Origin of the sequence: Shewanella pneumatophori, assembly GCF_023283895.1 — a bacterium.
GTDB lineage: Bacteria > Pseudomonadota > Gammaproteobacteria > Enterobacterales > Shewanellaceae > Shewanella > Shewanella pneumatophori.
The window spans coordinates 56,782-77,614 of the sequence record NZ_JAKILB010000003.1 but is presented as its reverse complement, the minus strand read 5'-3'; the positions used below and the strand labels follow the sequence as shown (position 1 = coordinate 77,614).

Sequence of the window (20,833 nt, the reverse complement as noted above, 5' to 3'; positions counted from 1 at the left end):
AAGTTTACGCAAATTTGATAGTTTCTTATTATAACCAACCCTTTTGTTTGGCAATTCTTGCCGCGTCAATGCGGTTAGTGGCATGTAACTTACTCATGGCCTCACTAAGATAATTTCTTACGGTTCCTTCGGCAATAAACAGTGTGCTTGCTATATCAGCTGTACTTTTGCCTTCTGCGGCTAACCTTAGTGCACGGCGCTCTTTATCATTGAGTGGATCTTGCTCACCTATCGCCATAATCGCAAGTTCGGGGTCGATTACCCGCTTGCCTGCCATGACTTGGTTGATGGCGGCAATCAAGGTATCTGATGGGGCATCTTTTAGTAAGAATCCACCAACTCCAGATTCTATTGCACGCTTAATGTAACCGGCACGGCCAAAAGTAGTGATGATGACGATTTTTAATTCAGGCTTATTGGTTTGGCACCAAGTTGCTAGTTCTAGCCCTGTGAGACCTGGCATCTCAATATCTGTGAGTAACAGGTCAAATTGGTGGTGTTTTAGTAAGGATAATGCAGCGTCTCCATCGGGAGCTTGTACCACATCAAATTCGCCACTTAAGCCCAGCAGTGCACTTAAAGCTCCCCTTACCATGGCTTGATCTTCGGCTAATAGTATTTTCATTATTACTGCTATCCTTGCTGTGGCAGGGTGATGGTAAATTGGCATTGCTGGCTTAAGTCCCAAGTGAGCGTACCTTGAAACTGTTGCAAACGCTCTCGAATACCATTTAATCCATTGCCTTGGTTAACACTGTCTGGTTGGCCATTGTCAGTGATTTGAATAATGGTTTGTTGTTTATTCTGGCTGAACCGCAAACTACATTCTTGAGCTTGGCTATGGCGAATAATGTTATTGCACAGCTCGGTTAAACTGAGAATTAAATGAGTTTCAAGTTCAGGGCTTAGGCTTGGTATTTCGCCCTCTAACGTTACGCTTAAGCCTTTATCACGTAAAGTTTGGCATAAGCCGGTTACGCTGGCTACGAGGCCTTTATGTTTATAACCGGATACGGTTTGACGAATTTGGCTTAGACTATCGCGGGCTATGCTATTGAGTTCGGCAAGTTGTAGTTTGGCTTGTTCAATATCGTCTTTTGCAAGTAGCTTTTCTGCAAGCTCAGCTTTGAGTGAAATAGACGATAAGCTATGACCCATGATGTCGTGCAGATCGCGGGCGATCCTCTCTCGCTCTAACATAGTCGCTAATTGGTGGATTTCATCTTGGCTTTTTTGCTGCTTACATTTATTTTCAATACGGTTACGCTCAACTACTCCAAAAAGGCTGACACCTGCGAGCAGCGCTGCGCCATAAATAGCCCAATAGTAATGATCGAAGTTAAGACTCATATTGAGCAAAAATAGGGTCGCAATAAGCGCTGCGATACAGAGTACTGCTTTACGTAACGGGTAAAAGAAACCAATAAAAAATCCGGCAAAAGTAAACAGAGATAACGAGCCGGTGTTTATTGGCGTTACAGCAATAGCAATGGTTATTATCGCTAATATCGGCAGATGTGCTTGGCTGCTAGTGCTACGGTAAGCCCAGTAGTAGCAATAAACAAAAGGGATTAATGCGGCTAAGCTAAGCAGAATTTGCCACAGTGGCATATCGATAATGAAATAGGGAATAAAGTAGAAAACTAAATTGATTAAATAGACCCATGCATACTTGTCTTCTGTTTTGCTTGCTGGGTTTGGTATGTCTTGCGCCATAATTAATTCCTTTTAGCTGGAGAGCGCTGTGTTCGCGGCGCTCTCCATTTACGATTTGTCATCTTTTGACTCAAATATACGGTTATCTTTTAGCGTTTTGTTGAGTGTTTTGCTGTAAAAGAAACTGTGCCCAAGCGTAGTCAGATTCAACCGTTAATGCCGTATTCCAATCAGCGATAGCGCCCTCTAAATCACCTAGATTTTGCTTTGCTAGGCCGCGCCAAGTATAAGCCTCTGCATGCCCCCAACAGATGTTATCGCAAGGATTGGCATAAAGTTCAATAGCTTGACTGGCTAAGTCTGCTGCACGCTGCATACTACCGCCGTACATTGTGGGTGTGTTAAAGGCCGAAATAGCTTCAACTAGCGTGATCCTTGGATTATTAGGCTCAAGTTGTTTGGCTTGAGCTAGTGCTTTGCCAGCCTTGGGACCATAGGTAGCGGCTTTGCCGTTATCGAACGCGATAAGCATGCCATACACTGATGAAAGTAATGCAAGGCTATCGGCGGTGCTGCTGGTGCTAGTGAGGTTCTCTAAGGTTGTTTTAGCATCTTCCAATGCGCTCACAGCTAACGTTGGCTGGCCTACAATATTGGCTGTAATGGCTAAGCGATAGTTTGCATAAGCTTGTTGGTAGTCAGCACCTTGTTGGCTATAGCTTTTGAGCGTGTTTACATCCATTTGATTGGCTGCTGCATCAATATTTTCAATGCTTTCAGCATTGGCAAGTTGGCTACTAAGAGCGGATGAAAGAGCCAGTGACGCTGTAAAGAATAAAGTTTTCATATCAATCTCCATTTGAGTGTCATGCCTACCTTTTGTTGCGGTAGGTATGTTTGGGTACGGCTCTAGTATTGAAGATTGCTAAGGATAAATGCAGACACAAACGTCACCAGTTTAGGATGACATTTGTCATTTTTACGATTTACAGCATAAAAAAATGGCCTAAGGTGCAGTGCACATTAGGCCATTTCTATTTAGCTTTTTAGCCAGTGGTTATTGCTTAAACTTGAGCAACCAAGTAGCCGATGTACGCGACATAACCCAGTACAAGTAGTGCTGCTTCACGGCGACCAATGCGCAGACCTGTGTAAGCAAACGGCAGCAAGATAACTGCAAAGGCAATCATCGCAATCCAGTCTAGGTTGCTAATTTCGCTACCAACAATTGGATGAATAAGTGCAGTCACACCTAAAATACCCAAAATATTGAATAGGTTTGAACCAACAACGTTACCAATTGCGATGTCACTTTGACCTTTAAGTGCGGCAACGATAGAAGTCACTAGCTCTGGCATACTGGTACCTATTGCTACGATTGTTAGACCGATAATCACTTCGCTGATGCCAAATGACTTAGCCATAGCCACTGCGCCATCTACAAATAAGATACCGCCGCCGACTAACATGCTGATACCAATAACGATAAATAGCACTGATAGCAATGGGTTTTGCTTGGTATCTTCAACATCATCGTCAGTTTGTTTTTCTGCAGTGAAGTAGCTGAATGTTAAGTAAGCCACAAGTAATGCAGACAGAATCGCACCATCCCAGAAGCTTAAACCACCATCGAGTAGCAGACTCCAGAATAGTAGTGATGCAGCAATCATGATTGGAATATCGCGACGTACCATTTGCGATTCAATCTTGATTGGGCGAATAAGTGCTGTGATACCTAAGATTAGGCCAATGTTGGCAATGTTAGAGCCAATCACGTTACCTAAGGCGATACCGCTATTACCTGCAATAGCTGACTTTACGCTTACTGCTAGTTCAGGGGCGCTGGTACCAAAGGCAACAATGGTTAAACCAATAATAAGTGGTGTAAGCCCTAATTTTAGGGCTATTTGGCTTGCTCCTCTTACTAAGGCTTCTGCGCCTAGCGTAAGAATCAAAAAGCCGCCGAGTATCGACATAAAAATTAGCATGGTTAACTCTATAAATTGGATTTCGCTGAAAGGATGGCAAGAATAGTTTCTTTCACAAATTGCGCAATCAAAAACTGGTTTCTAATGCATTAAATTTAGTTAATTGGTGATTATTTGTCAGATATAAATACGGCACACTTTAAAGTGTGCCGTTATAACTGCTCGGTAGCGCTAACTCATGCTTAGATTTCATCTTCCCAGCAAACTTTACCGCCGCGGATCCCATCAACCTTTTCGCTAAAGTTTTTCTCGAGTACATGGCGCTTAATTTTAAGTGTTGGCGTGAGGACATCATTTTCTACATCCCATGGCTCGCTCACAATAACTATGGCATCAACGGTTTCGTGTGATTCAAGATGTGGATTCACCGCATCAACAGTGTCTTTTAGCGATGCTCGCACTTCTTCTCTAGGTTGCAGTGCTGCGCCTTCAGACAGTTGCACTAAAGCAATTGGGTGCGGTAAGCCTGAACCGATAACACAAATCATCTCTACGTGGGGATCTTGTGCAAGCTTGCGCTCAATTGGCACTGGCGCAACATACTTACCTTTGGCTGTTTTGAAATTGTCTTTCACGCGGCCAGTTATGCTAACGTTGCCTTGTTCGTCAATAGAGCATAAATCACCAGTGTGGAAGAAGCCTTCTTCATCAAAGCACTTAGCACTCTCTTCTTCCTGCTTGTAGTAGCCTTGCATAAGCCCAGGGCTTTTAACTAGCAGCTCACCAACATCTGACTGCTTGGCTTCACAGCCCTCGACTGCGCGGCCAACCGAGCCAATTTTACTGGCATCAAATGGGTGATTGATAATCGAGTAAGCACAGTTTTCGGTCATGCCCCAAGCCTCTGAGATATTGAGGCCAATTTTGTGATACCACTCAACCAGTGATGGTGGAATAGGTGCAGAACCTGAGCCTAATAAATGGCAATGCTCGAGTCCTAAACCTTGATGGATTTTACGTTTCACTATGCCACTAACAATGGGCACCTTTAGCAAAAAGTTAAGCTTGCTATAGCCGATTTTGTCGATGATGTTTTTCTGGAATAAGCTCCATAGGCGCGGAACGGAGAAGAATACCGTTGGCCTAGCGCGCTGCACATCGGCAACAAAGCTATCTAGACTCTCGACAAATGCGACACTGCTGCCTGAATAAAATGACGAGCCCTGAATCGCGACACGCTCGGTAATATGCGCCAGTGGCAAATAAGACAGTAGTCTGTCTTCAACATCCGTTTTTAGATCGCGCACTACCGCAGTACAAGTCCAAGCGTAGCTAGCAAAATTTTGAATAGCACCTTTAGGTTTACCAGTTGAGCCTGAGGTGTAGATAATGGTCATGATTTGCTCGGCCGTTGGTAGCGGCGCATCAATTAATGGTTGACCCATGTGGAGTATTTTATCCCAATGATACTGCGACGGCATGGTGTCATAAGGCATAGCAAGACGTAGAATGTCGCCGCCAACACCGGCTTCTTGGTCAGCCCAGTAGTCGAGTTTACCGATAAAAATCGCTTTAGCTTCGCTGTGCTCTAGGGTGTAGCGAATGGTATCGGCATTGGCTGTTGGATAGATAGGTACGCTAATGTAACCGCCATGCATTAGGGCTAAGTCGGTAATAAACCATTCGGCACAGTTTTTAGAAAGAACGGCAACTTTGTCGCCTGGGTTGAGGCCAAGGTGTCTTAATGCGCCAGCAATCTGTTGCATTTTAGTTTGTACGTCGCGCCAAGTGAACGTCTTGTATTGACCATCAATTGGTTGCTTTAGATAAACTTGATCGCCTTGTTTTTCAACCCAATGTTCAAGCATCTCAATTGGGGTTTTCATAGAAGATTCCATCGCAATTCCATATTGATTATTGTTGATTCCAATTCAGCTTATATCTATATAGTTGTTTTAATCGTTCGTTTAATAAGCTGGTTTTATCTTGAGTATGGCGAAAAACGTGATCTAAGACAAACTTTTTCAAACGGGTGTTACATTTTTGTTTATATGGGAAAAGCAGATGTTTGAGCTGAGGGGGGGGAGATATAAGTGGGTGAGCTTGAAAATATTGTAACCCAGCGCTGCAGGAGTGAGCGCTGGGCCTAGAAGGATTTATTCTTCTTCGTCTGATGGGGCGCGCATTTTTTGCCACCAATCTTCATCAGCAACAATTTGACCGCTTTCATCAACTGCTGGGTATGGCAGTTTTTTACGGCGACAGGCTTTAGCATAAATTGGGTGGCCCTGTTCGAACAATTTAGTTTGGCAGTAAGCATCATCAAGCTTACGAGTGCCGTACATACCCGCTTCAGTGCGTTGTCGCTGAGCTTCATACATGATCAGTGCGGAAGCTACTGATACGTTTAGCGATTGCACCATGCCGATCATTGGGATAATGATGTGCTGGTCTGCAGCCGCTATGCCTTCAGGGCTAACGCCATCGCGCTCATTACCCATAATGATAACTGTAGGTTTGGTGTAATCAATTTCTCTGAAATCAACCGCAGTATCTGAAAACGTCGTCGCTAGAATTTGCATATCTTTAGCACGAAACTCAGCAACAGCTTCTGCCATGGTGTGATGCACGCGAGTCTTAACCCATTGCTGGCTACCGGAGGCGGTGTTACCCGATACGCGCATTTCAAGATCTGACCATACCGCATGAACTTCGTGGATCCCTGCGGCATCAGCGGTGCGCAATACAGCAGCAATATTGTTGCCTTTGTGCACTGTATCTAAGCAAACGGTAAGGTCGGGTTGGCGATTATCAAGCATCTGATTGATGCGGGCAAAACGTTCAGGACTCATGGTTGGCTTCTAAATTAGTGTGGTATTAAATAAACGGTTTTAAAAATAAAATGGGCGCCTAAGCGCCCAATTGATAAAGTGATAGTAGATTAGATCTCCATCACTCCATCCATTTCCACAAGTGAGTCTTTCGGCAATTGTTTCACACCGATTGCTGCACGAGCTGGATAAGGCTGTTCAAAATAACGACCCATAATTTCGTTTACTGTAGCGAAGTTACTTAGGTCCGTCATAAAGATATTCAGCTTTACGATATCGCTTAGTGAACCACCTGCAGCTTCACATACCGCTGTTAGGTTTTCAAATACCTGTACAACTTGCGCTTCAAACTCATCGCTAACGATTTCCATTGTTTCTGCAACAAGGGGGATCTGACCTGATAAATAAACCGTGCTACCCACTTTAACTGCTTGAGAGTATGTGCCAATTGCTTGTGGCGCTTTAGCGGTCGCGATAATGATTTTTTCTGCCATGATCTGTCCTTGTTTTAACTGAGTACAATAGTGAGTTAGCGATTCCTAGATGTACGTAATACTTCAGGTAATACCCTGATACGGCGCATTACGTTAGCTAAATGGATACGGTCACGCACAGAAATACGCAGGTTGATGAGGAATACTCGTCCGTCACGTTCTTCTGTGGTCAAGTTATGAATATTTGAGCCTTCTGCAGCCACAATCGAAGTGATTTTTGCAAGCGCGCCTTGGTGATTAACAATTTCCACTCGCAAATTGGCTTGGTATTCAACGCCTTCAGCGCTGTCCCATTGCACAGGAATATACTTATCAGGCTCGCCTTGATAACCGCGTATATTGGCACAGCTTTCCATGTGTACCACTAGGCCTTTACCTGGGCTTACATGGGCAATAACTGCATCGCCTGGAATTGGGCGACAACAATTAGCAAAGGTGACCAACATACCTTCAGCGCCACGAATTGGCATGGTATGGGTTTCTTTGTGCTCTTCAGTATCAACTTGATCGCCGCGCAGGCGCTGGGCAATCACAATACTCATAGCGTTGCCTAAACCAATATCGGCTAGCAGTGCATCAAGAGTTTCATGCTTGGTATCTTTGACGACTTTTTCAATCTGTTCTGCTGATAAGCTATCTAGCTTAGTTTCACCTAAAGCATGATTAAGTAAACGCTTACCTAATAAAATGGCATCGTCTTCTTTCAGGCTCTTCAGTAACTGACGGATTTTTGCGCGAGCTTTACCGGTTACTACAAAGTTAAGCCATGCCGCATTTGGGCGAGCGCCGTTTGCAGTAATAATCTCTACGGTTTGGCCGGAGATAAGAGGCTGACTTAATGGGTAAGCTTGGCGATTCACTTTGGCACCAACACAGGTATTACCTACGTCTGTATGGACTTCGTAAGCAAAGTCGACAGGTGTTGCGCCCACTGGTAGCTCTAAAATGCGGCCTTCAGGGGTGAATACGTAAATCTCTTCCGGGAAGAGTTCAGTCTTAAAGTTTTCAACGAATTCAAAAGAGGTGCTGGCGCTTTGCTGCAATTCGAGCAAGCTTTGCATCCACTTACGGGCACGTACTTGTGTTGTCGTGCCTTGCTCTGCTGAGCTGCCTTTTTTATACAGCCAGTGAGCCGCGACCCCTTTATCTGCCATTTGGTCCATATCTTCGGTACGGATCTGGATCTCAACCGGTACGCCGTGAGGACCAAAAAGCGAAGTATGTAATGACTGATAGCCGTTGGCTTTAGGGATGGCTATATAATCTTTAAAGCGACCAGGATGCGGCTTGTAAAGGCCATGCATGGCACCCATAACGCGGTAACAGGTATCGATAGAGTCAACGATGACTCTGAAGGCATAGATATCCATGACTTCTTGGAATTGCAGTTCTTTATTGCGCATCTTGTTGTAGATGGAATAAAGGTTTTTCTCACGACCTTTGACAGCACCTTGTAGGCCAGTGTCTTCGAGGCGAGTTTCAATTGCAGCTTCGATACTTTGAATCAGTTCTTTGCGATTACCACGAGCGGCCTTAACCACTTCTTTAAGTACGCGATATCGCATTGGATAATAGGCATGGAAACCTAAATCTTCTAACTCGCTCTTAATATTATGAATACCAAGACGGTTGGCGATAGGGGCGTAGATCTCGAGCGTTTCTCGGGCAATACGGCGACGTTTATCAGGGCGCAAGGCACCTAATGTACGCATATTGTGGGTTCTATCGGCTAGCTTGATTAAGATAACGCGAATATCTTGGGTCATCGCCATCATCATTTTGCGGAAGTTTTCAGCTTGAGCTTCTTTCTTGTCGCGAAATTTAAGCTTATCTAGCTTAGATACACCTTCTACCAGCTCAGCAATAGACTCGCCAAATAGCTCGGCTAATTCTTCTTTGGTAACAGGGGTGTCTTCGATAGTGTCGTGCAAGAGTGCGGCCATAAGCGTCTCATGATCGAGACGCATATCGGCCAGGATGCGGGCAACCGCAACCGGGTGGGTAATATAAGGTTCGCCACTCGTGCGCATCTGACCTTCATGGGCATCACGCGCCACCTGATAGGCCTGCTTGAGTAATTCTACCTGTTCAGATTCTAAATAACCTGAAGCAGACTCCTTGAGACCTTCAAACAGATACAAGTGACTACACTCCTTATATAGCGTTGCGGCCTTCAGCGATGGCAGCAACAGCAGCGATTTCAGCTGCTTCACGTTCACGAACTGTTTGGCGCTCATCGGCATCCAAAGTATCAGCTGTGACTAAACCTAATTCGATTTCGCGAAGTGCGATAACCGTTGGCTTGTCGTTCTCTTCTTCAACCATAGGGTCTTTACCCTGAACAGCGATTTGGCGAGCACGACGCGCTGCAACCAGAATCATATCAAAACGGTTGCCGATTTGGTTTACGGCATCTTCTACAGTTACGCGAGCCATGTTTGGAAACTCCAGTGTTTTATCGATTGAAAAAATGACGCAAAATTGTACATGAAGACAGTTAGCCTGCCAACAGATCTTTAATCATACCATTCTGCGTATGAATTTGGCTAGCAGAGGTTAATCTTTGGCTGCGAATGATCGCCAAAAGATCGGCCAATGCTTTGTCGAAATCATCGTTCACTATAACGAAGTCATATTCATTGTAGTGTGACATCTCTGAAACTGCTTGAGCCATACGGCCTGCAATCACTTCAGCGCTGTCTTGTCCGCGGCCGGTTAGGCGGCGTTCTAATTCTGTTTTTGATGGAGGTAAAATAAAAACGCCAATAGATTCAGGCATTAGCTCTTTAACTTGCTGCGCGCCTTGCCAGTCGATATCTAAAAATACGTCGATACCTTTTGCTAGCGTTTGCTCAATCGTGACACGTGAAGTGCCATAATAGTTACCGAATACTTCAGCCCATTCAAAAAATGCGTTATCGGCGATTAAGCTCTTGAACTCATCTTGAGATACGAAGTGATAATGTTGACCGTTTTCTTCACCTGGACGAGGTTGTCTTGTGGTGTGCGAAACTGAAACTTGCATATCTACAGGTTGATCCCTTAATAGGGCTGAAATAAGCGATGATTTACCTGCGCCACTTGGCGCCGAGACGATAAATAGGTTTCCGCGAGCGGTCATTAGCTGCTGTATCCGATGTGTGCCCAAGTTTAAGTACTATTAATAACTACTGCGAACTTAAAATTGTGCGGGTAAAAGATTAAGCGAGCCATTATACAGCCTAGGGTGATATTTGTGCTAGTCACAGATGAATTTATTACAAAGCTTAGTTTGGTTTTTCTGAGCTACAGCGGGGTTTAGCTTATTCAGCATCTTTGAGTTTATTGTCCGAAAACACTGACATTAAGCGTTAAATTCGGTAGGCTAACCCATTCGATTTTGTGCTTTCGCCTGAGCATAAAAAGGCTGCGTTATCGCATATGGAGTTGTAATGCAGATTTATTATAGGAATTTTTAGGGTGGTAGTTGTATGCAAATAAAATCGCTTTTTTGTGTTGTAGGTTTAGATAATAGTAAGCGTTTCTCTGTAATCAGTAGTTTGATTTATTTAGCTTTATTTATATCTGTGGCGCTCATTGGTCCAAGCGGTTTGTTATACGTTCCGGCGTTGGTGCTGGCTCCTATTCTAGCGTTAACCAGCCTACGCCGATTGCGAGATAGCGGTAAACCTGCACTGTTTACTTTAGTGACTCTATTACCTTTTATATTAGTCATCATCACCTTAGTGCATATTCAGAGCATGATGCTGTTATTAACCTTTTTGCTTTTAGCTGTGCTCACTATTGGTTATTTGGCAATTCAGCCAGCTATAAGCAATGCTGACTACGTGCAAGGTTATTCGGGGCCTGTTGAAATGAAAGAAACAGCTCGCCCTATGCGTAAAGAAAATCAGCGTAGCCGAGTTGAGCCAACATTAGGTGGTGGGGAGCCAAGTTTTTCTGCAGCTATTAACGCCAGCGATGAAAACGCTGATGTCGTTGATTATTCTGCAGATGTTCAAAGAAGCGCAGCAACTAGTACTGAAACAGAGAGCAGAGCTAAGTTTGATACACAGCCTAGCTCGAATGCTGAGCCAGCAAACAATACTTATCAGCAGGATAGGCTTGCTCAGCATCGCCGTCACCGTGGCAGCAGACAAGCACAACCAGCTTTAGGGCAATTGCAGCAATTTATTGAAGCAAACAAGAAAGGCGTTTTAATCGGTGCAGGTGGCATTGTCGGCAGTATGCTGTTGATTAGCCTTTGGACATTAATACCAAGTTCAGAACAAGAAGATGTCAATCTCAGCGTAGCTGATGACCAAGTGATAACCGAGGCAAAAGTTGAGCGAATATCAACTGCGATGCCTGATGATTTTAGTTTAGCGCTGGAAGATGATGTACTAATTATGCGCTGGTTAGGGGATAGCGGTGCACCTGAAAATCTATGGTCATTAGCTACAGCTAAAGGTGATAGAACCTGTTCGCGCTTGCGCTTTAACAATGGCACTGAATATAGACCACTGGTTGTTAATTTACTTGCAGATACTGGCACAGAAGCACGTTTTTCTCCGCTAGATACCGAAGCAATTGTTATTGATATGGCGCGCAGAGGCAACGTGAGTCTTTGTGGTTATAACTTTAGTCTTAAAGGCAGCCAAGCTGCATTGGGTAAAGTTGCAGCCTTTAGAGATTATTTATAAGAAAAAGCTATAGAGCTAAAAGTTCGTTTAGCCAATAAGGCTGGATATTGCGAAATAGAGTCTTTAAACTTCTTCGCCTTATTGTGATGCTGCTTAGCATCTGTTAGAGAGACAAGTAATTTGATGAGTAACAGCGAACAAGCATTAACCTTAGTGATTTTAGCGGCAGGATTGGGAAGCCGGTTTGGCGGTGATAAGCAGCTTGCAGAGCTAGGTCCTAATGGTGAAACCATGTTGGAGCTTTCATTAAAAAGTGCTTATAAGGCTGGATTTTCCAAAGCGGTATTGATTATTCGACCTGAGCTAGCACCGATGTTAGACGAAGCGTTAATGGGCAAGTTCGTTGATAACTTTAGCGTTGAATACTGTGTGCAGTCGATGGATGACTTACCGACAACTGTTCAGGGTTTTGCTGATGTAGCACAGCGAGAAAAGCCTTGGGGCACAGCTCATGCTCTTTGGAGTGCACGAGAGCATGTACAAGGGCCAATGGCCGTTATCAATGCAGATGACTTCTATGGTGACAGTGCATTTAGCTTGTTAGCTGAAGGTTTGTCTGCGGCGAATGATGACTGGATGATGGTTGGTTATCCAATCAATCTAACCTTGTCTGAAAACGGTGGGGTTAACCGAGGTTTATGCCAAGTTGTCGACGGTAAACTTGTTGATGTGGCTGAGTGGCTTGAGATCCGTCAAGACGCATTAGGCTTAACAGGTTTGCTCAATGAGGAGCGACTAGTTATTGCAGACAATGCAGTGGTCTCTATGACGTGCTGGGGCTTTAAGCCAGATATTTTTGCGGTTATTGAGCAAGAGTTTAGCGAGTTTATTAAGCTCCATGGTAAGCAGCCTAAAACAGAGTGTTATTTGCCGAGCGTTGTACAAGCCCGCATAGATAATAACTCCCATGCGACATCTACATGGGGGGTCAAGGTTAGTGTGGCGCAAGAGTCTTGGTATGGGGTGACTTACCCTGAAGATGTAGAGTGGGTTAAAGTAAAACTACAACAAACTCTCACGACTAAATAGTCTCGAACTTAGTTAAACTAAAGATAAATAAAACTTTTTAATTAAACCTTTGCAGGGAAATTCTAGAGCGACTCTAGATAGCAAAAGTGATACAAAAATAACTGGAGTGTTGGGTGATTGATTTTATAAGACAACATGTTTTGTCTCATTTTGGTGTTGATGCTAATGACGCCAAAGTAACCCCTTTGGGGAATGGCCATATTAACTATACGTTTTTAGTTCGCGGATTGAACCGCGATTTTGTGCTGCAAAAAATAAATACCGATGTTTTTAAAACGCCTACGGCCTTGGTAAATAATGCGCATAAAATTAGCCAGCATTTGCATAAAAAGGTCGCAGCCGCAGACTATGGTTTACAAGTCGTCTCGCCAGAGGTTTTGGCAAATGGTGACTTGTATATCGATCTGGGCGAACTTGGCTTTTGGCGTGGTATGAATTATCTACCTTATAGTCACAGTATTGATGTTGTTGGTTGCGAAGCTGATGCTGAAATGGCTGCCAAAGCTTTTGGTCATTTCTCTAGTGCACTTACAGAGCTTGATGCTGATCTGATTGAAGATGTAATCCCTAATTTTCATCACCTGCCTGGGCGGATTGAGTTGCTGCAACAGGCTATCAGTGCAGATAGTCAAAATCGAGTTGCTCAATGCCGTGACTGGATTGACTTTGTGCTGTCTCAGCAGGACTTATTGCAGGAGCTTGCACAAGTTGAAACTAAGCTCCCGCACCGTATTTGCCACAACGACACCAAAATCAACAATATGCTTTTTGATAAGCGTGATATGTCGAGCTTAGCCATTATCGATTTAGATACCTGCATGAAAGGTTATCTAATGTATGACTTTGGCGACATGGTACGTACTTTCTGTAGCCCAGAAGAGGAAGACTCAACTGCACTAGATAAAGTGCAGGTACGCGAGTCTATTTTCGGTGCCATCTGTAAAGGTTACTTAAGTGAACTGGGTGATACGCTTTCTGATGATGAGCGCAAGAGCTTATGGCTAGGTGCAAGGGTCATGTGTCTAATGATTGGTGTGAGGTTCTTAACTGACCACTTAAATGGCGATGTGTACTTCCAAATTCACCATGAAGGCCATAACTTAGAACGCGCCGCCAATCAGTTCACCATGTACCAAAGTTTACTGAATCAACAAGACACATTAAGCGCTTATCTGAACTAGGCCTTGCACTAAATACGGCCAAAACAAAATTATTGTTAGGAATAATAGTCGTTAGGAATAAGTCGAGCAGTTTGACCAATAGGTTGATACTGGCTCGGCTTATTTATTTGCTGCACAGTAAAGTCATGCCTCAGTGCAGGTTTGAGCAAATCATCAAACATCTCTACTTGCTGATTTTTAATCCGCAAGTCTTCCATTAGTGCTTGTACAAACATGTCATCAATAATATTGAGTCGGCCGCACATCTGCTGATCCTGTATTAGCATTCCAACTGAAGAAAGTAAGTTAAGTCAGATATAAGTATGAGTTCAATTGACTAAGGAATACTAGCACTCTAGTTGTTAGAGTGAAAAAGCCTGATAACTTTTAGTTATCAGGCTAGTATTTGGCGTATTTGTCTCGCCTTCTCCCGCCCAATACCCTCAACCCCGCTCAATTGTGCTTCCGATGCAGTGAATACAGCTTCAATACTATCGAAATGCATTAGTAAACGTTTAGCGAGTTTAGGGCCTACTTTAGGAAGGCTTTGGAGTATAAATAATTGTTGGTTTTTATAGCGTTTAGGCTTTCTGCCATGAGAGATGACTCCTGTTTTTCTGCGATTTAATTGTGTGGCGCAGAAGTAGATAATTTTAGCCGATTCAGCCTGAGATAAGCTGCGTAAGATAGGCACGTTGAAGGTGATTGAAATTGAACATAGAGCACCAATTATGGCTTCTCGTGTAATATCATAAGCTGCGATATCTCGCGATGCCCCCTCAATAAGCAGTGCCGTGTTATTAGGACTTTTTGATAGCCTAGATACTTGAGAGAACAGTCTGCCATCACAAAGAGATGTGACGAGATCTGGTAGTGTTTTTCTTTCAATAAGCCATTCGTTTATCTGATAATCGCCAAGTTTTAACCGCTTCCTGACTAAACGTAAATTTGTTTGTTTTGATAATCGTTGAATTAGTAATTCTGCGTGTTCCCTATCGTCATAGGCGATTTCAATTGGTGACTTATTCATCCTGAATTTTCCATCAGTCCATTGGTTATGATTAAGTCTAGTTTAGAGATTGTAATAATAGAGGCTTTTATGAATGCCGGTTAAACCATTAGGAATAAAAAATGCCAGTAAGCTTGCTTACTGGCATTGTCTTTTTAGCTTCTCGGTTAAACCAGCACTCGGCGCGGATTTTTTCAGCGCTAGCTAACACGGTGCTAGTTTACACGGTGCTAGTTCACACGGTATTTGGCAATCAACTCTTCGTCTAGCTCGATACCTAAACCAGGTTTGTCACACACAGCTACATAGCCGTTGTCGAACTGCAGCTGGTTTTTCACTAAGCTAGTGAATAGTGGACTGCTGCTTTGTGAAAACTCCATTAGCGTGCCTTGTTCGCAAGCCGCTAAGAAATGCACAGAAGCGTGCAACAAAATACCTGTGCTGAAGCCATGTGGGATCAGCTGAGTCCCGTTCATTTGTGCGATGTCGTAGATCTTCTTCATTTCAGTGATACCACCACAACGGGTGATGTCTGGCTGAACGATATCGGCATTCGACTTAGTAATGAACTCTTGGAATTCATAACGTGTAGTCAAAGATTCACCGCCAGCAATCTTTTGCGACACTTGGCGTGATAGCTTTTCATAGCTAATCAAGCTGTCAGCCAATACCGGCTCTTCAATCCAGTTGAGGTTAAACTCTTCTAGACGTTTTGCCATCATGGCTGAATGACCACAAGTGTGCCACTTAGACGCTAAGTCGATTTGCACTTCCATCTCTGGACCCGCCGCTTCACGTACCGCTTTAACAATAGCGTAGTCAGTGTCTGGGTCATCGCCCATCACGCCGCCGCCAAACTTAATGCTAGTAAAGCCTTGGTCTTTTAGGCCTTGTACAATCGCTACGTTATCTTCTGGCTTGTCAGCTGGAATGAAAGTACCGTAACAACGGATCTTTTCACGGTACTTACCACCTAGTAGCGTATGTACTGGTACACCGTAGAACTGACCGGCGATATCCCACAGAGCGATATCGATGGCGCTAATTGCATGAATGCCAGCACCGCGACGACCCATGTAGTTAGAACCCCAGTACATCTTGTTCCACAGACGTTCAATTTCTAGCGCGTTTTCACCAATCAACAGACGCTTAAGGCCGTTGCAGTAGAAGTTAGTTTGTGGCGCTTCGATACAAGCTTGAACCACTAGCGGGCTAGAATCGGCTTCGCCAACGCCCACAATACCTTTATCAGTGTGCACCTTAACAATGACGGCGTCTTCGCCCCATTCACAATCGGCATCCATTGCTGGAACGCGTAGGTGGATCACTTCAATATCGGTAATTTTCAACATGTTTTATTTCTCTGTAGCGTCATCAAACTTGTGGTTTGACAGGAATTTCTTTAAGCCGAACATACATAGCATCAGTACGATTACAAATGGCGCAGCTGTTAGGGTTACCGCAGTTTTCAAGGTATCGAGTGACGCATTGATATAGAGCATTGCTAGCGGTAATAGACTTAACATTACACACCAGAACACACGTAGTTCACGGCTTGGATCTTGACCTTGCTTTAGGTTCTTAGTGCTTACTGCAGCTACGGTGAACGCAGTTGCATCTAAGTGAGAAGCGAGGAACAACATCATTAGAACGAAGTAGAATACTGACAAGATGGTACCAAATGGCAGGTTAGCAATTAGCTGTGCTACTGCTATGTCGCCACTCGCGCTGTTTAGTAGTGCTGGCGCATTTACAACACCGTCAACCATAGCGTCAACAGAGTAACCTGTCAGTGCACCGAAGAAGAACCAACAACCAGCACAACCACCTGCAATCAGACCTAATACCACCTGACGGATAGTACGACCTTTAGAAATACGGGTAACGAAGATTGCCACTGCTGGGGTGTAAGTGAACCAGTATAACCAGTAGAACACTGTCCAGTCTTTGTTGAAGGTGCCGCCATTTGTTGCGTCAGTGAACAGGCTCATCTCAACGAAGTTAGTTAATGTCAGACCTAATGAGTTAACAAAGAAGTCAACGATAAAGCCAGTGTCGCCTAGCACTAATACAATCACTGCGAACACAAAGCACATACCACATGCAGCGTGAGCGATTTTTTGTAGACCTTCAGCAATACCAATGTAAGAGCTTAGGGTGAATGTCAGAGTAATAAGGGCTAGCAAAATGGTCTTCATCGCGAAGGTATTTTCCATACCAAACAGCTCTGCAAAACCAGTTGATACTGTGTTTACCGTAACTGTAGTAGTTAGGATCAAGCCACCAAACGTTGCGAATAAGAAGATAAGATCGAGCGAGCGCCCCATGATGCGGCTAGCCGTGCTGTCTTCTTTCATGCCAAGGATAGATACCATTAGCGATGATAGGTTTAGACCTTTAGCGCGGTTAACGTGGAAGTGGTACGCCATTGCGATAGACGCTAGGCCGTAGATAGCCCAAGGAGTAATACCCCAGTGGAACATCACGTACGATAAGCTAGTGCGCAGTGCTTCGTTACTTTGCGCGTCGATGTTCAGACCAATACCATTGTAGTAGTAAGCCCATTCCATAAACGCCCAGTACATAGTGGCCGAACCTAAACCTGCACAGATAAACATGAACAACCAGCTCATATTGCTGTATTCAGGTGCGCCAGCACCAAGTTTGATCGTGCCGTAACGGCTTGCAGCGATGTACAGCATGGTACATACAGAAGCAAAGGCAAATAGCTGAATGAAAGAACCAAAGGTATTGGTTAATGCAGCGAAAGCAGCCTTACCGCTAGCTTGTACTTGATCTGGGTTGAAGATCAGCATCATAACTACGGCAAATACAACCGCTAAACTAACTGAGATCAGTAGTTTGTCGTTTTGAACTTTATCGTTTTGCCCTTTATTGTTTTGAGCAGGGGATTGCTGGGGAGCAGTTTTATCTGCAGCCGGTGTCGCTGTTGTATCAGTCACGACTAAATCCTTACAAAGGTAGAAGTGCGGCCTACAACTATTAGGTAAACCACACAGGGAATTTTATTCGGGCGGATTTTCGGCCAGATATGCAGAAAGTGACAACAATAAAAGCTTATTTAGCTATTAGCAAACGTAATACTAAGAGCTAGATCACCTAGGCTTTTTTAGCTGCGTGATTGCGGAAGCATTAATCGATATGTAGTTATTTATCGCACGAGGTTTAGCTGCTGTTGTAGCTGTTAACAGCTTGTTTGGTATGCAGGTTTATAATGAGGTCTATGTCGCCTTTTGTTGGCCGAAAAACCGAGTTAAAGCAGTTTGCCAAGATTAATTCAAATATCAGCAGTCAACTCATTAGCTGCTGTTATTAGCAAAAGCGATAACTCCCAAAATGGACGCTGCATCACATTTCATAATATATGGCGCTATGTGAACACGCAAAATGCTTATTTGTAGATTGCGTAATCAATAAAAATCGATAAATTGTAGGATTGTCCTACAATTTATCCTGAACCAGTATGAAAAAAGCCATTCAACTCGACCCAAGCGACAACGTAGCCACTTTGCTCGTTGATGCCATTAAAGGCGACAAGGTAGAAATCATCTCCGCCAATAACCAAGTGATTGATAGCGTTAGCTGCCTGCAAGCTATTACCTTTGGTAATAAAGTTGCTCTCACCGATATTGCTAGCGAGCAACTAATCACTAAGGCGAGCTATCCAATTGGGTTAGCGATTATGCCAATTCCCCGCGGCGAGCTAGTGCATGTGCAAAATGTGCGTAGCCAGCGGTTAGATATTCCTGACAACATCATTGAAGAAATTATTAAACAGATGGACATTGAGCAAGCATGATGAACACTTTTATGGGCTTTGGCCGCGCCGACGGCAGCGTGGGTATTCGTAATCATGTATTGATTATGGCAGTAGATGAATGTTGCGACGGCATTGCACGTGCGATTGCCGATAGCATTGACAATGGCATTGTGGTCACCAATTACAACACCTGTATGTATGGTGGTAACGAAGAGATGATTAACACCATGGTGCATACGGGTAATAACCCCAATGTCGCCGGCGTACTAGTGCTGGCGATGGGTTGTGGCAGTATTGATCCTGAAATTGTTGCCGCGCCTATCCGCGCAACAGGTCGCCCTGCGTTTTCATTAGTGTGCATCAAGCAACAAGGCACCCGCGCCACCATCAACCAAGGTAAAGCATTAGCGCAAGAGCTACAGCAAGCCGCTAATGCCACGCCGCGAGTAGAATCACCGATTTCTAAACTAGTGATTGGGGTGAAGTGTGGTGGTTCAGATACCAGCTCAGGTATAGCTTCAAATCCAAGTGTTGGTCGTGCGGTCGATAGCTTAGTGGATTTAGGTGCAACCGCCATTGCCGGCGAGCTTATTGAGCTTGTAGGTTGCGAAGCGATTTTACGCCAACGCGCGGTAACACCTGAGGTGGCCGATAAACTAGAACGTTTAATCCATGAAGAAGAGGCGCGCTGGCACGTAGACGGTGCAGAAGTCGAAACCATGAGCATTGGTAACAGTGTTGGCGGCCTTACGACTCTGGAAGAGAAGTCGTTTGGTGCACTGAGCAAAACCGGCACTCGACCAATTCAAGACGTATTGCAGATTAACCATCTAGTTCATGAAAAACCAACCACGCCGGGTTTTTATCTGTCTGAAGCCACCCATTTATGTGGTAGTGCCGGTATGCACTTTGCCGCGTTGGGCGCACAACTGATTTTATGGACAACCGGCGGCGCTGGCTTTAATAACCCTATCGTGCCAGTGATCCGTGTGAGCGGTAACCAATATTTGCTAAATGAAGATATAGATATTGACGCTTCTGGTATCATGCGCGCCGAAGAAGGTGTAGAAAGTGTAGCTGAGCGCATCGTTGCTAAAGTTAGCAAGGTTGCCCAAGGTCAACAGACCAATATTGAAGAGATTGGTTACAGCTATTGCAGCTTGTACCAAAAAGACCAACGCTTAGAAACGGTATTACGTTTTAAGCCTGGCTGCTAATCAGTTTTAACGTATTAGCAGTTAATAATTGTTAGCTGTTAATCGTTAATAGTGCAATGCCCTTATCCAACTAGATTGCGGTAGGGGCTTACCATCGCAGGATGTTATGAATACAACTCAAGTTAGTTCAGCAAGTGCCCGCTTACCGCAGTTATCTTGGTTTATGGCATTCAAAGCGGTGGCAGACAAGCAAAGCTTTACCGAAGCTAGCCGTGAACTGTGTCTGACTCAGTCAGCTATTAGCCAGCAAGTGGCTAAACTAGAGGCTGTGCTGCGCACTAAGTTGTTCTATCGAGGTGGCAGGCAAATTCAATTAACTGAAGATGGTAAGCGATTACTGCTGCAAATTAATCAGCCGATCCAAGAGTTAATGGGCGTGGTTGACGGTTTCCATAATGATGCTGAGCATTACACCCTGCACATTGAAATGGAGCCAGTGTTTAGTCGCCAAGTGATCAGTAAATTACTGCCTAAGTTTCTAGCTCAATATCCTAAGTTATTAGTTGGGCAGATGCTGACGACCAATCACTTTGACTTTTTACCGCAAACCGAGCTGGCCATAAAATGGGGCGACGGTGAATGGGAAGGTTTTGACTCGCAATTTCTGTGTAGTCTGGATTACGTGCCAGTATGCTCGCCTGAGTACCTCAAACGTAAACCACTCACCAAGCCAGCAGATTTAGCCGATGCCAGTATTATTCATGACCGAGATAACTTCGACTGGCGCTATTGGCTAAATTATTATCCAGTGGCAAAGCTAGAGCTACAGAAGTGCCATTACGCCAGTGAAAGCCAAGTGGTGATGTCGCTAGCCATGAGTGGTTTAGGTGTGGCAGTTTGTGCCCATCAGCAGATCCAAGAGGAACTTGCCGATGGTCGTTTGGTTATGCCGTTTCCTGAGTTAAAAGTACGCCATCAACGGGCGTATTATATTTTAACTCGAAAGAACAAACCGCTATCGCCACAGGCTATTAGCTTTATGCAGTTTGTTCATCAAGCCATGCTAGAGTAACTCCGACATTAGTCGAGTTTATTTCGGTAGTTTG

At 44.3% G+C, this 20,833-nt stretch carries 20 protein-coding genes; 6 read left to right on the top strand and 14 right to left on the bottom strand.

Features of this window, described 5'->3' with window-relative positions:
• Positions 1-28: 28 nt before the first annotated feature.
• The 10 genes from L2740_RS05685 to gmk all read right to left on the bottom strand — a co-directional run bounded on the left by L2740_RS05685 (position 29) and on the right by gmk (position 10,030).
• Positions 29-625, bottom strand: coding sequence for a response regulator transcription factor (locus L2740_RS05685; RefSeq protein WP_248949138.1), 597 nt, complete (start codon positions 623-625; stop codon positions 29-31).
• Between the two features lie 8 nt (positions 626-633).
• Positions 634-1,716, bottom strand: a complete 1,083-nt coding sequence (locus L2740_RS05680) for a sensor histidine kinase (RefSeq protein ID WP_248949137.1) — start codon at positions 1,714-1,716, stop codon at positions 634-636.
• An 82-nt stretch (positions 1,717-1,798) separates the two neighbouring features.
• A complete protein-coding gene (locus L2740_RS05675; protein ID WP_248949136.1) occupies positions 1,799-2,503 on the bottom strand; it encodes a tetratricopeptide repeat protein in 705 nt (234 codons plus the stop codon).
• Positions 2,504-2,720: 217 nt separating this feature from the next.
• Positions 2,721-3,644 carry a calcium/sodium antiporter gene (locus tag L2740_RS05670; protein WP_248949135.1) on the bottom strand — a complete coding sequence of 308 codons (924 nt, stop codon included), beginning with the start codon at positions 3,642-3,644 and terminating at the stop codon, positions 2,721-2,723.
• Between the two features lie 182 nt (positions 3,645-3,826).
• Positions 3,827-5,482 (bottom strand): AMP-binding protein, encoded by a 1,656-nt coding sequence (locus L2740_RS05665; protein ID WP_248949134.1) that lies wholly within the window; start codon positions 5,480-5,482, stop codon positions 3,827-3,829.
• 258 nt (positions 5,483-5,740) lie between these two features.
• Positions 5,741-6,436: a tRNA (guanosine(18)-2'-O)-methyltransferase TrmH gene (gene trmH / locus L2740_RS05660; protein ID WP_248949133.1), complete on the bottom strand. Its 696-nt coding sequence runs from the start codon at positions 6,434-6,436 to the stop codon at positions 5,741-5,743.
• An 89-nt stretch (positions 6,437-6,525) separates the two neighbouring features.
• Positions 6,526-6,909, bottom strand: a complete 384-nt coding sequence (locus tag L2740_RS05655; RefSeq protein WP_248949132.1) for a RidA family protein — start codon at positions 6,907-6,909, stop codon at positions 6,526-6,528.
• 35 nt (positions 6,910-6,944) lie between these two features.
• Positions 6,945-9,050 (bottom strand): bifunctional GTP diphosphokinase/guanosine-3',5'-bis pyrophosphate 3'-pyrophosphohydrolase, encoded by a 2,106-nt coding sequence (gene spoT / locus L2740_RS05650; protein WP_248949131.1) that lies wholly within the window; start codon positions 9,048-9,050, stop codon positions 6,945-6,947.
• A 13-nt stretch (positions 9,051-9,063) separates the two neighbouring features.
• On the bottom strand, positions 9,064-9,345 hold the full coding sequence (gene rpoZ / locus L2740_RS05645) for a DNA-directed RNA polymerase subunit omega (protein WP_012275521.1): 282 nt from the start codon (positions 9,343-9,345) through the stop codon (positions 9,064-9,066).
• Positions 9,346-9,406: 61 nt separating this feature from the next.
• Positions 9,407-10,030: a guanylate kinase gene (gene gmk, locus L2740_RS05640; protein WP_248471839.1), complete on the bottom strand. Its 624-nt coding sequence runs from the start codon at positions 10,028-10,030 to the stop codon at positions 9,407-9,409.
• Between the two features lie 349 nt (positions 10,031-10,379).
• Between gmk and L2740_RS05635 the strand changes: the two genes are divergently transcribed.
• From L2740_RS05635 to L2740_RS05625, 3 genes are all read left to right on the top strand, one after another.
• Positions 10,380-11,591, top strand: coding sequence for a DUF805 domain-containing protein (locus tag L2740_RS05635; RefSeq protein ID WP_248949130.1), 1,212 nt, complete (start codon positions 10,380-10,382; stop codon positions 11,589-11,591).
• A gap of 123 nt (positions 11,592-11,714) precedes the next feature.
• Positions 11,715-12,620 (top strand): nucleotidyltransferase family protein, encoded by a 906-nt coding sequence (locus L2740_RS05630; protein WP_248949129.1) that lies wholly within the window; start codon positions 11,715-11,717, stop codon positions 12,618-12,620.
• 113 nt (positions 12,621-12,733) lie between these two features.
• Entirely contained in the window at positions 12,734-13,801 is a 1,068-nt protein-coding gene (locus L2740_RS05625) for a phosphotransferase enzyme family protein (protein ID WP_248949128.1), read from the top strand.
• 35 nt (positions 13,802-13,836) lie between these two features.
• On the opposite strand, the gene L2740_RS05620 is transcribed toward L2740_RS05625, so the two are convergent.
• The 4 genes from L2740_RS05620 to L2740_RS05605 all read right to left on the bottom strand — a co-directional run bounded on the left by L2740_RS05620 (position 13,837) and on the right by L2740_RS05605 (position 17,752).
• Positions 13,837-14,046, bottom strand: coding sequence for a hypothetical protein (locus L2740_RS05620; RefSeq protein ID WP_248949127.1), 210 nt, complete (start codon positions 14,044-14,046; stop codon positions 13,837-13,839).
• 128 nt (positions 14,047-14,174) lie between these two features.
• Positions 14,175-14,810 carry an ERCC4 domain-containing protein gene (locus L2740_RS05615; RefSeq protein WP_248949126.1) on the bottom strand — a complete coding sequence of 212 codons (636 nt, stop codon included), beginning with the start codon at positions 14,808-14,810 and terminating at the stop codon, positions 14,175-14,177.
• Between the two features lie 209 nt (positions 14,811-15,019).
• Positions 15,020-16,141, bottom strand: a complete 1,122-nt coding sequence (locus tag L2740_RS05610; protein WP_248949125.1) for a mandelate racemase/muconate lactonizing enzyme family protein — start codon at positions 16,139-16,141, stop codon at positions 15,020-15,022.
• Between the two features lie 3 nt (positions 16,142-16,144).
• Complete coding sequence (locus L2740_RS05605) at positions 16,145-17,752, bottom strand: BCCT family transporter (RefSeq protein WP_248949124.1); 1,608 nt, start codon at positions 17,750-17,752, stop codon at positions 16,145-16,147.
• Between the two features lie 521 nt (positions 17,753-18,273).
• Here L2740_RS05605 and L2740_RS05600 point away from each other — a divergent pair.
• The 3 genes from L2740_RS05600 to L2740_RS05590 all read left to right on the top strand — a co-directional run bounded on the left by L2740_RS05600 (position 18,274) and on the right by L2740_RS05590 (position 20,799).
• Positions 18,274-18,609 (top strand): UxaA family hydrolase, encoded by a 336-nt coding sequence (locus tag L2740_RS05600; protein WP_248949123.1) that lies wholly within the window; start codon positions 18,274-18,276, stop codon positions 18,607-18,609.
• Positions 18,606-19,787 (top strand): UxaA family hydrolase, encoded by a 1,182-nt coding sequence (locus tag L2740_RS05595; RefSeq protein WP_248949122.1) that lies wholly within the window; start codon positions 18,606-18,608, stop codon positions 19,785-19,787. The genes L2740_RS05600 and L2740_RS05595 overlap by 4 nt, the downstream gene beginning before the upstream one ends.
• Before the next feature lie 106 nt (positions 19,788-19,893).
• Positions 19,894-20,799 (top strand): LysR substrate-binding domain-containing protein, encoded by a 906-nt coding sequence (locus L2740_RS05590; RefSeq protein ID WP_248949121.1) that lies wholly within the window; start codon positions 19,894-19,896, stop codon positions 20,797-20,799.
• Positions 20,800-20,833 lie beyond the last annotated feature (34 nt).

Bases quoted from the DNA above. Each gene is read 5' to 3' on its own strand.
- L2740_RS05685 (WP_248949138.1), bottom strand. From the start codon at position 625: ATGAAAATACTATTAGCCGAAGATCAAGCCATGGTAAGGGGAGCTTTA.
- L2740_RS05680 (WP_248949137.1), bottom strand. From the start codon at position 1,716: ATGGCGCAAGACATACCAAACCCAGCAAGCAAAACAGAAGACAAGTAT.
- L2740_RS05675 (WP_248949136.1), bottom strand. From the start codon at position 2,503: ATGAAAACTTTATTCTTTACAGCGTCACTGGCTCTTTCATCCGCTCTT.
- L2740_RS05670 (WP_248949135.1), bottom strand. From the start codon at position 3,644: ATGCTAATTTTTATGTCGATACTCGGCGGCTTTTTGATTCTTACGCTA.
- L2740_RS05665 (WP_248949134.1), bottom strand. From the start codon at position 5,482: ATGGAATCTTCTATGAAAACCCCAATTGAGATGCTTGAACATTGGGTT.
- trmH (WP_248949133.1), bottom strand. From the start codon at position 6,436: ATGAGTCCTGAACGTTTTGCCCGCATCAATCAGATGCTTGATAATCGC.
- L2740_RS05655 (WP_248949132.1), bottom strand. From the start codon at position 6,909: ATGGCAGAAAAAATCATTATCGCGACCGCTAAAGCGCCACAAGCAATT.
- rpoZ (WP_012275521.1), bottom strand. From the start codon at position 9,345: ATGGCTCGCGTAACTGTAGAAGATGCCGTAAACCAAATCGGCAACCGT.
- gmk (WP_248471839.1), bottom strand. From the start codon at position 10,030: ATGACCGCTCGCGGAAACCTATTTATCGTCTCGGCGCCAAGTGGCGCA.
- L2740_RS05635 (WP_248949130.1), top strand. From the start codon at position 10,380: ATGCAAATAAAATCGCTTTTTTGTGTTGTAGGTTTAGATAATAGTAAG.
- L2740_RS05630 (WP_248949129.1), top strand. From the start codon at position 11,715: ATGAGTAACAGCGAACAAGCATTAACCTTAGTGATTTTAGCGGCAGGA.
- L2740_RS05620 (WP_248949127.1), bottom strand. From the start codon at position 14,046: ATGTGCGGCCGACTCAATATTATTGATGACATGTTTGTACAAGCACTA.
- L2740_RS05615 (WP_248949126.1), bottom strand. From the start codon at position 14,810: ATGAATAAGTCACCAATTGAAATCGCCTATGACGATAGGGAACACGCA.
- L2740_RS05610 (WP_248949125.1), bottom strand. From the start codon at position 16,141: ATGTTGAAAATTACCGATATTGAAGTGATCCACCTACGCGTTCCAGCA.
- L2740_RS05600 (WP_248949123.1), top strand. From the start codon at position 18,274: ATGAAAAAAGCCATTCAACTCGACCCAAGCGACAACGTAGCCACTTTG.
- L2740_RS05595 (WP_248949122.1), top strand. From the start codon at position 18,606: ATGATGAACACTTTTATGGGCTTTGGCCGCGCCGACGGCAGCGTGGGT.
- L2740_RS05590 (WP_248949121.1), top strand. From the start codon at position 19,894: ATGAATACAACTCAAGTTAGTTCAGCAAGTGCCCGCTTACCGCAGTTA.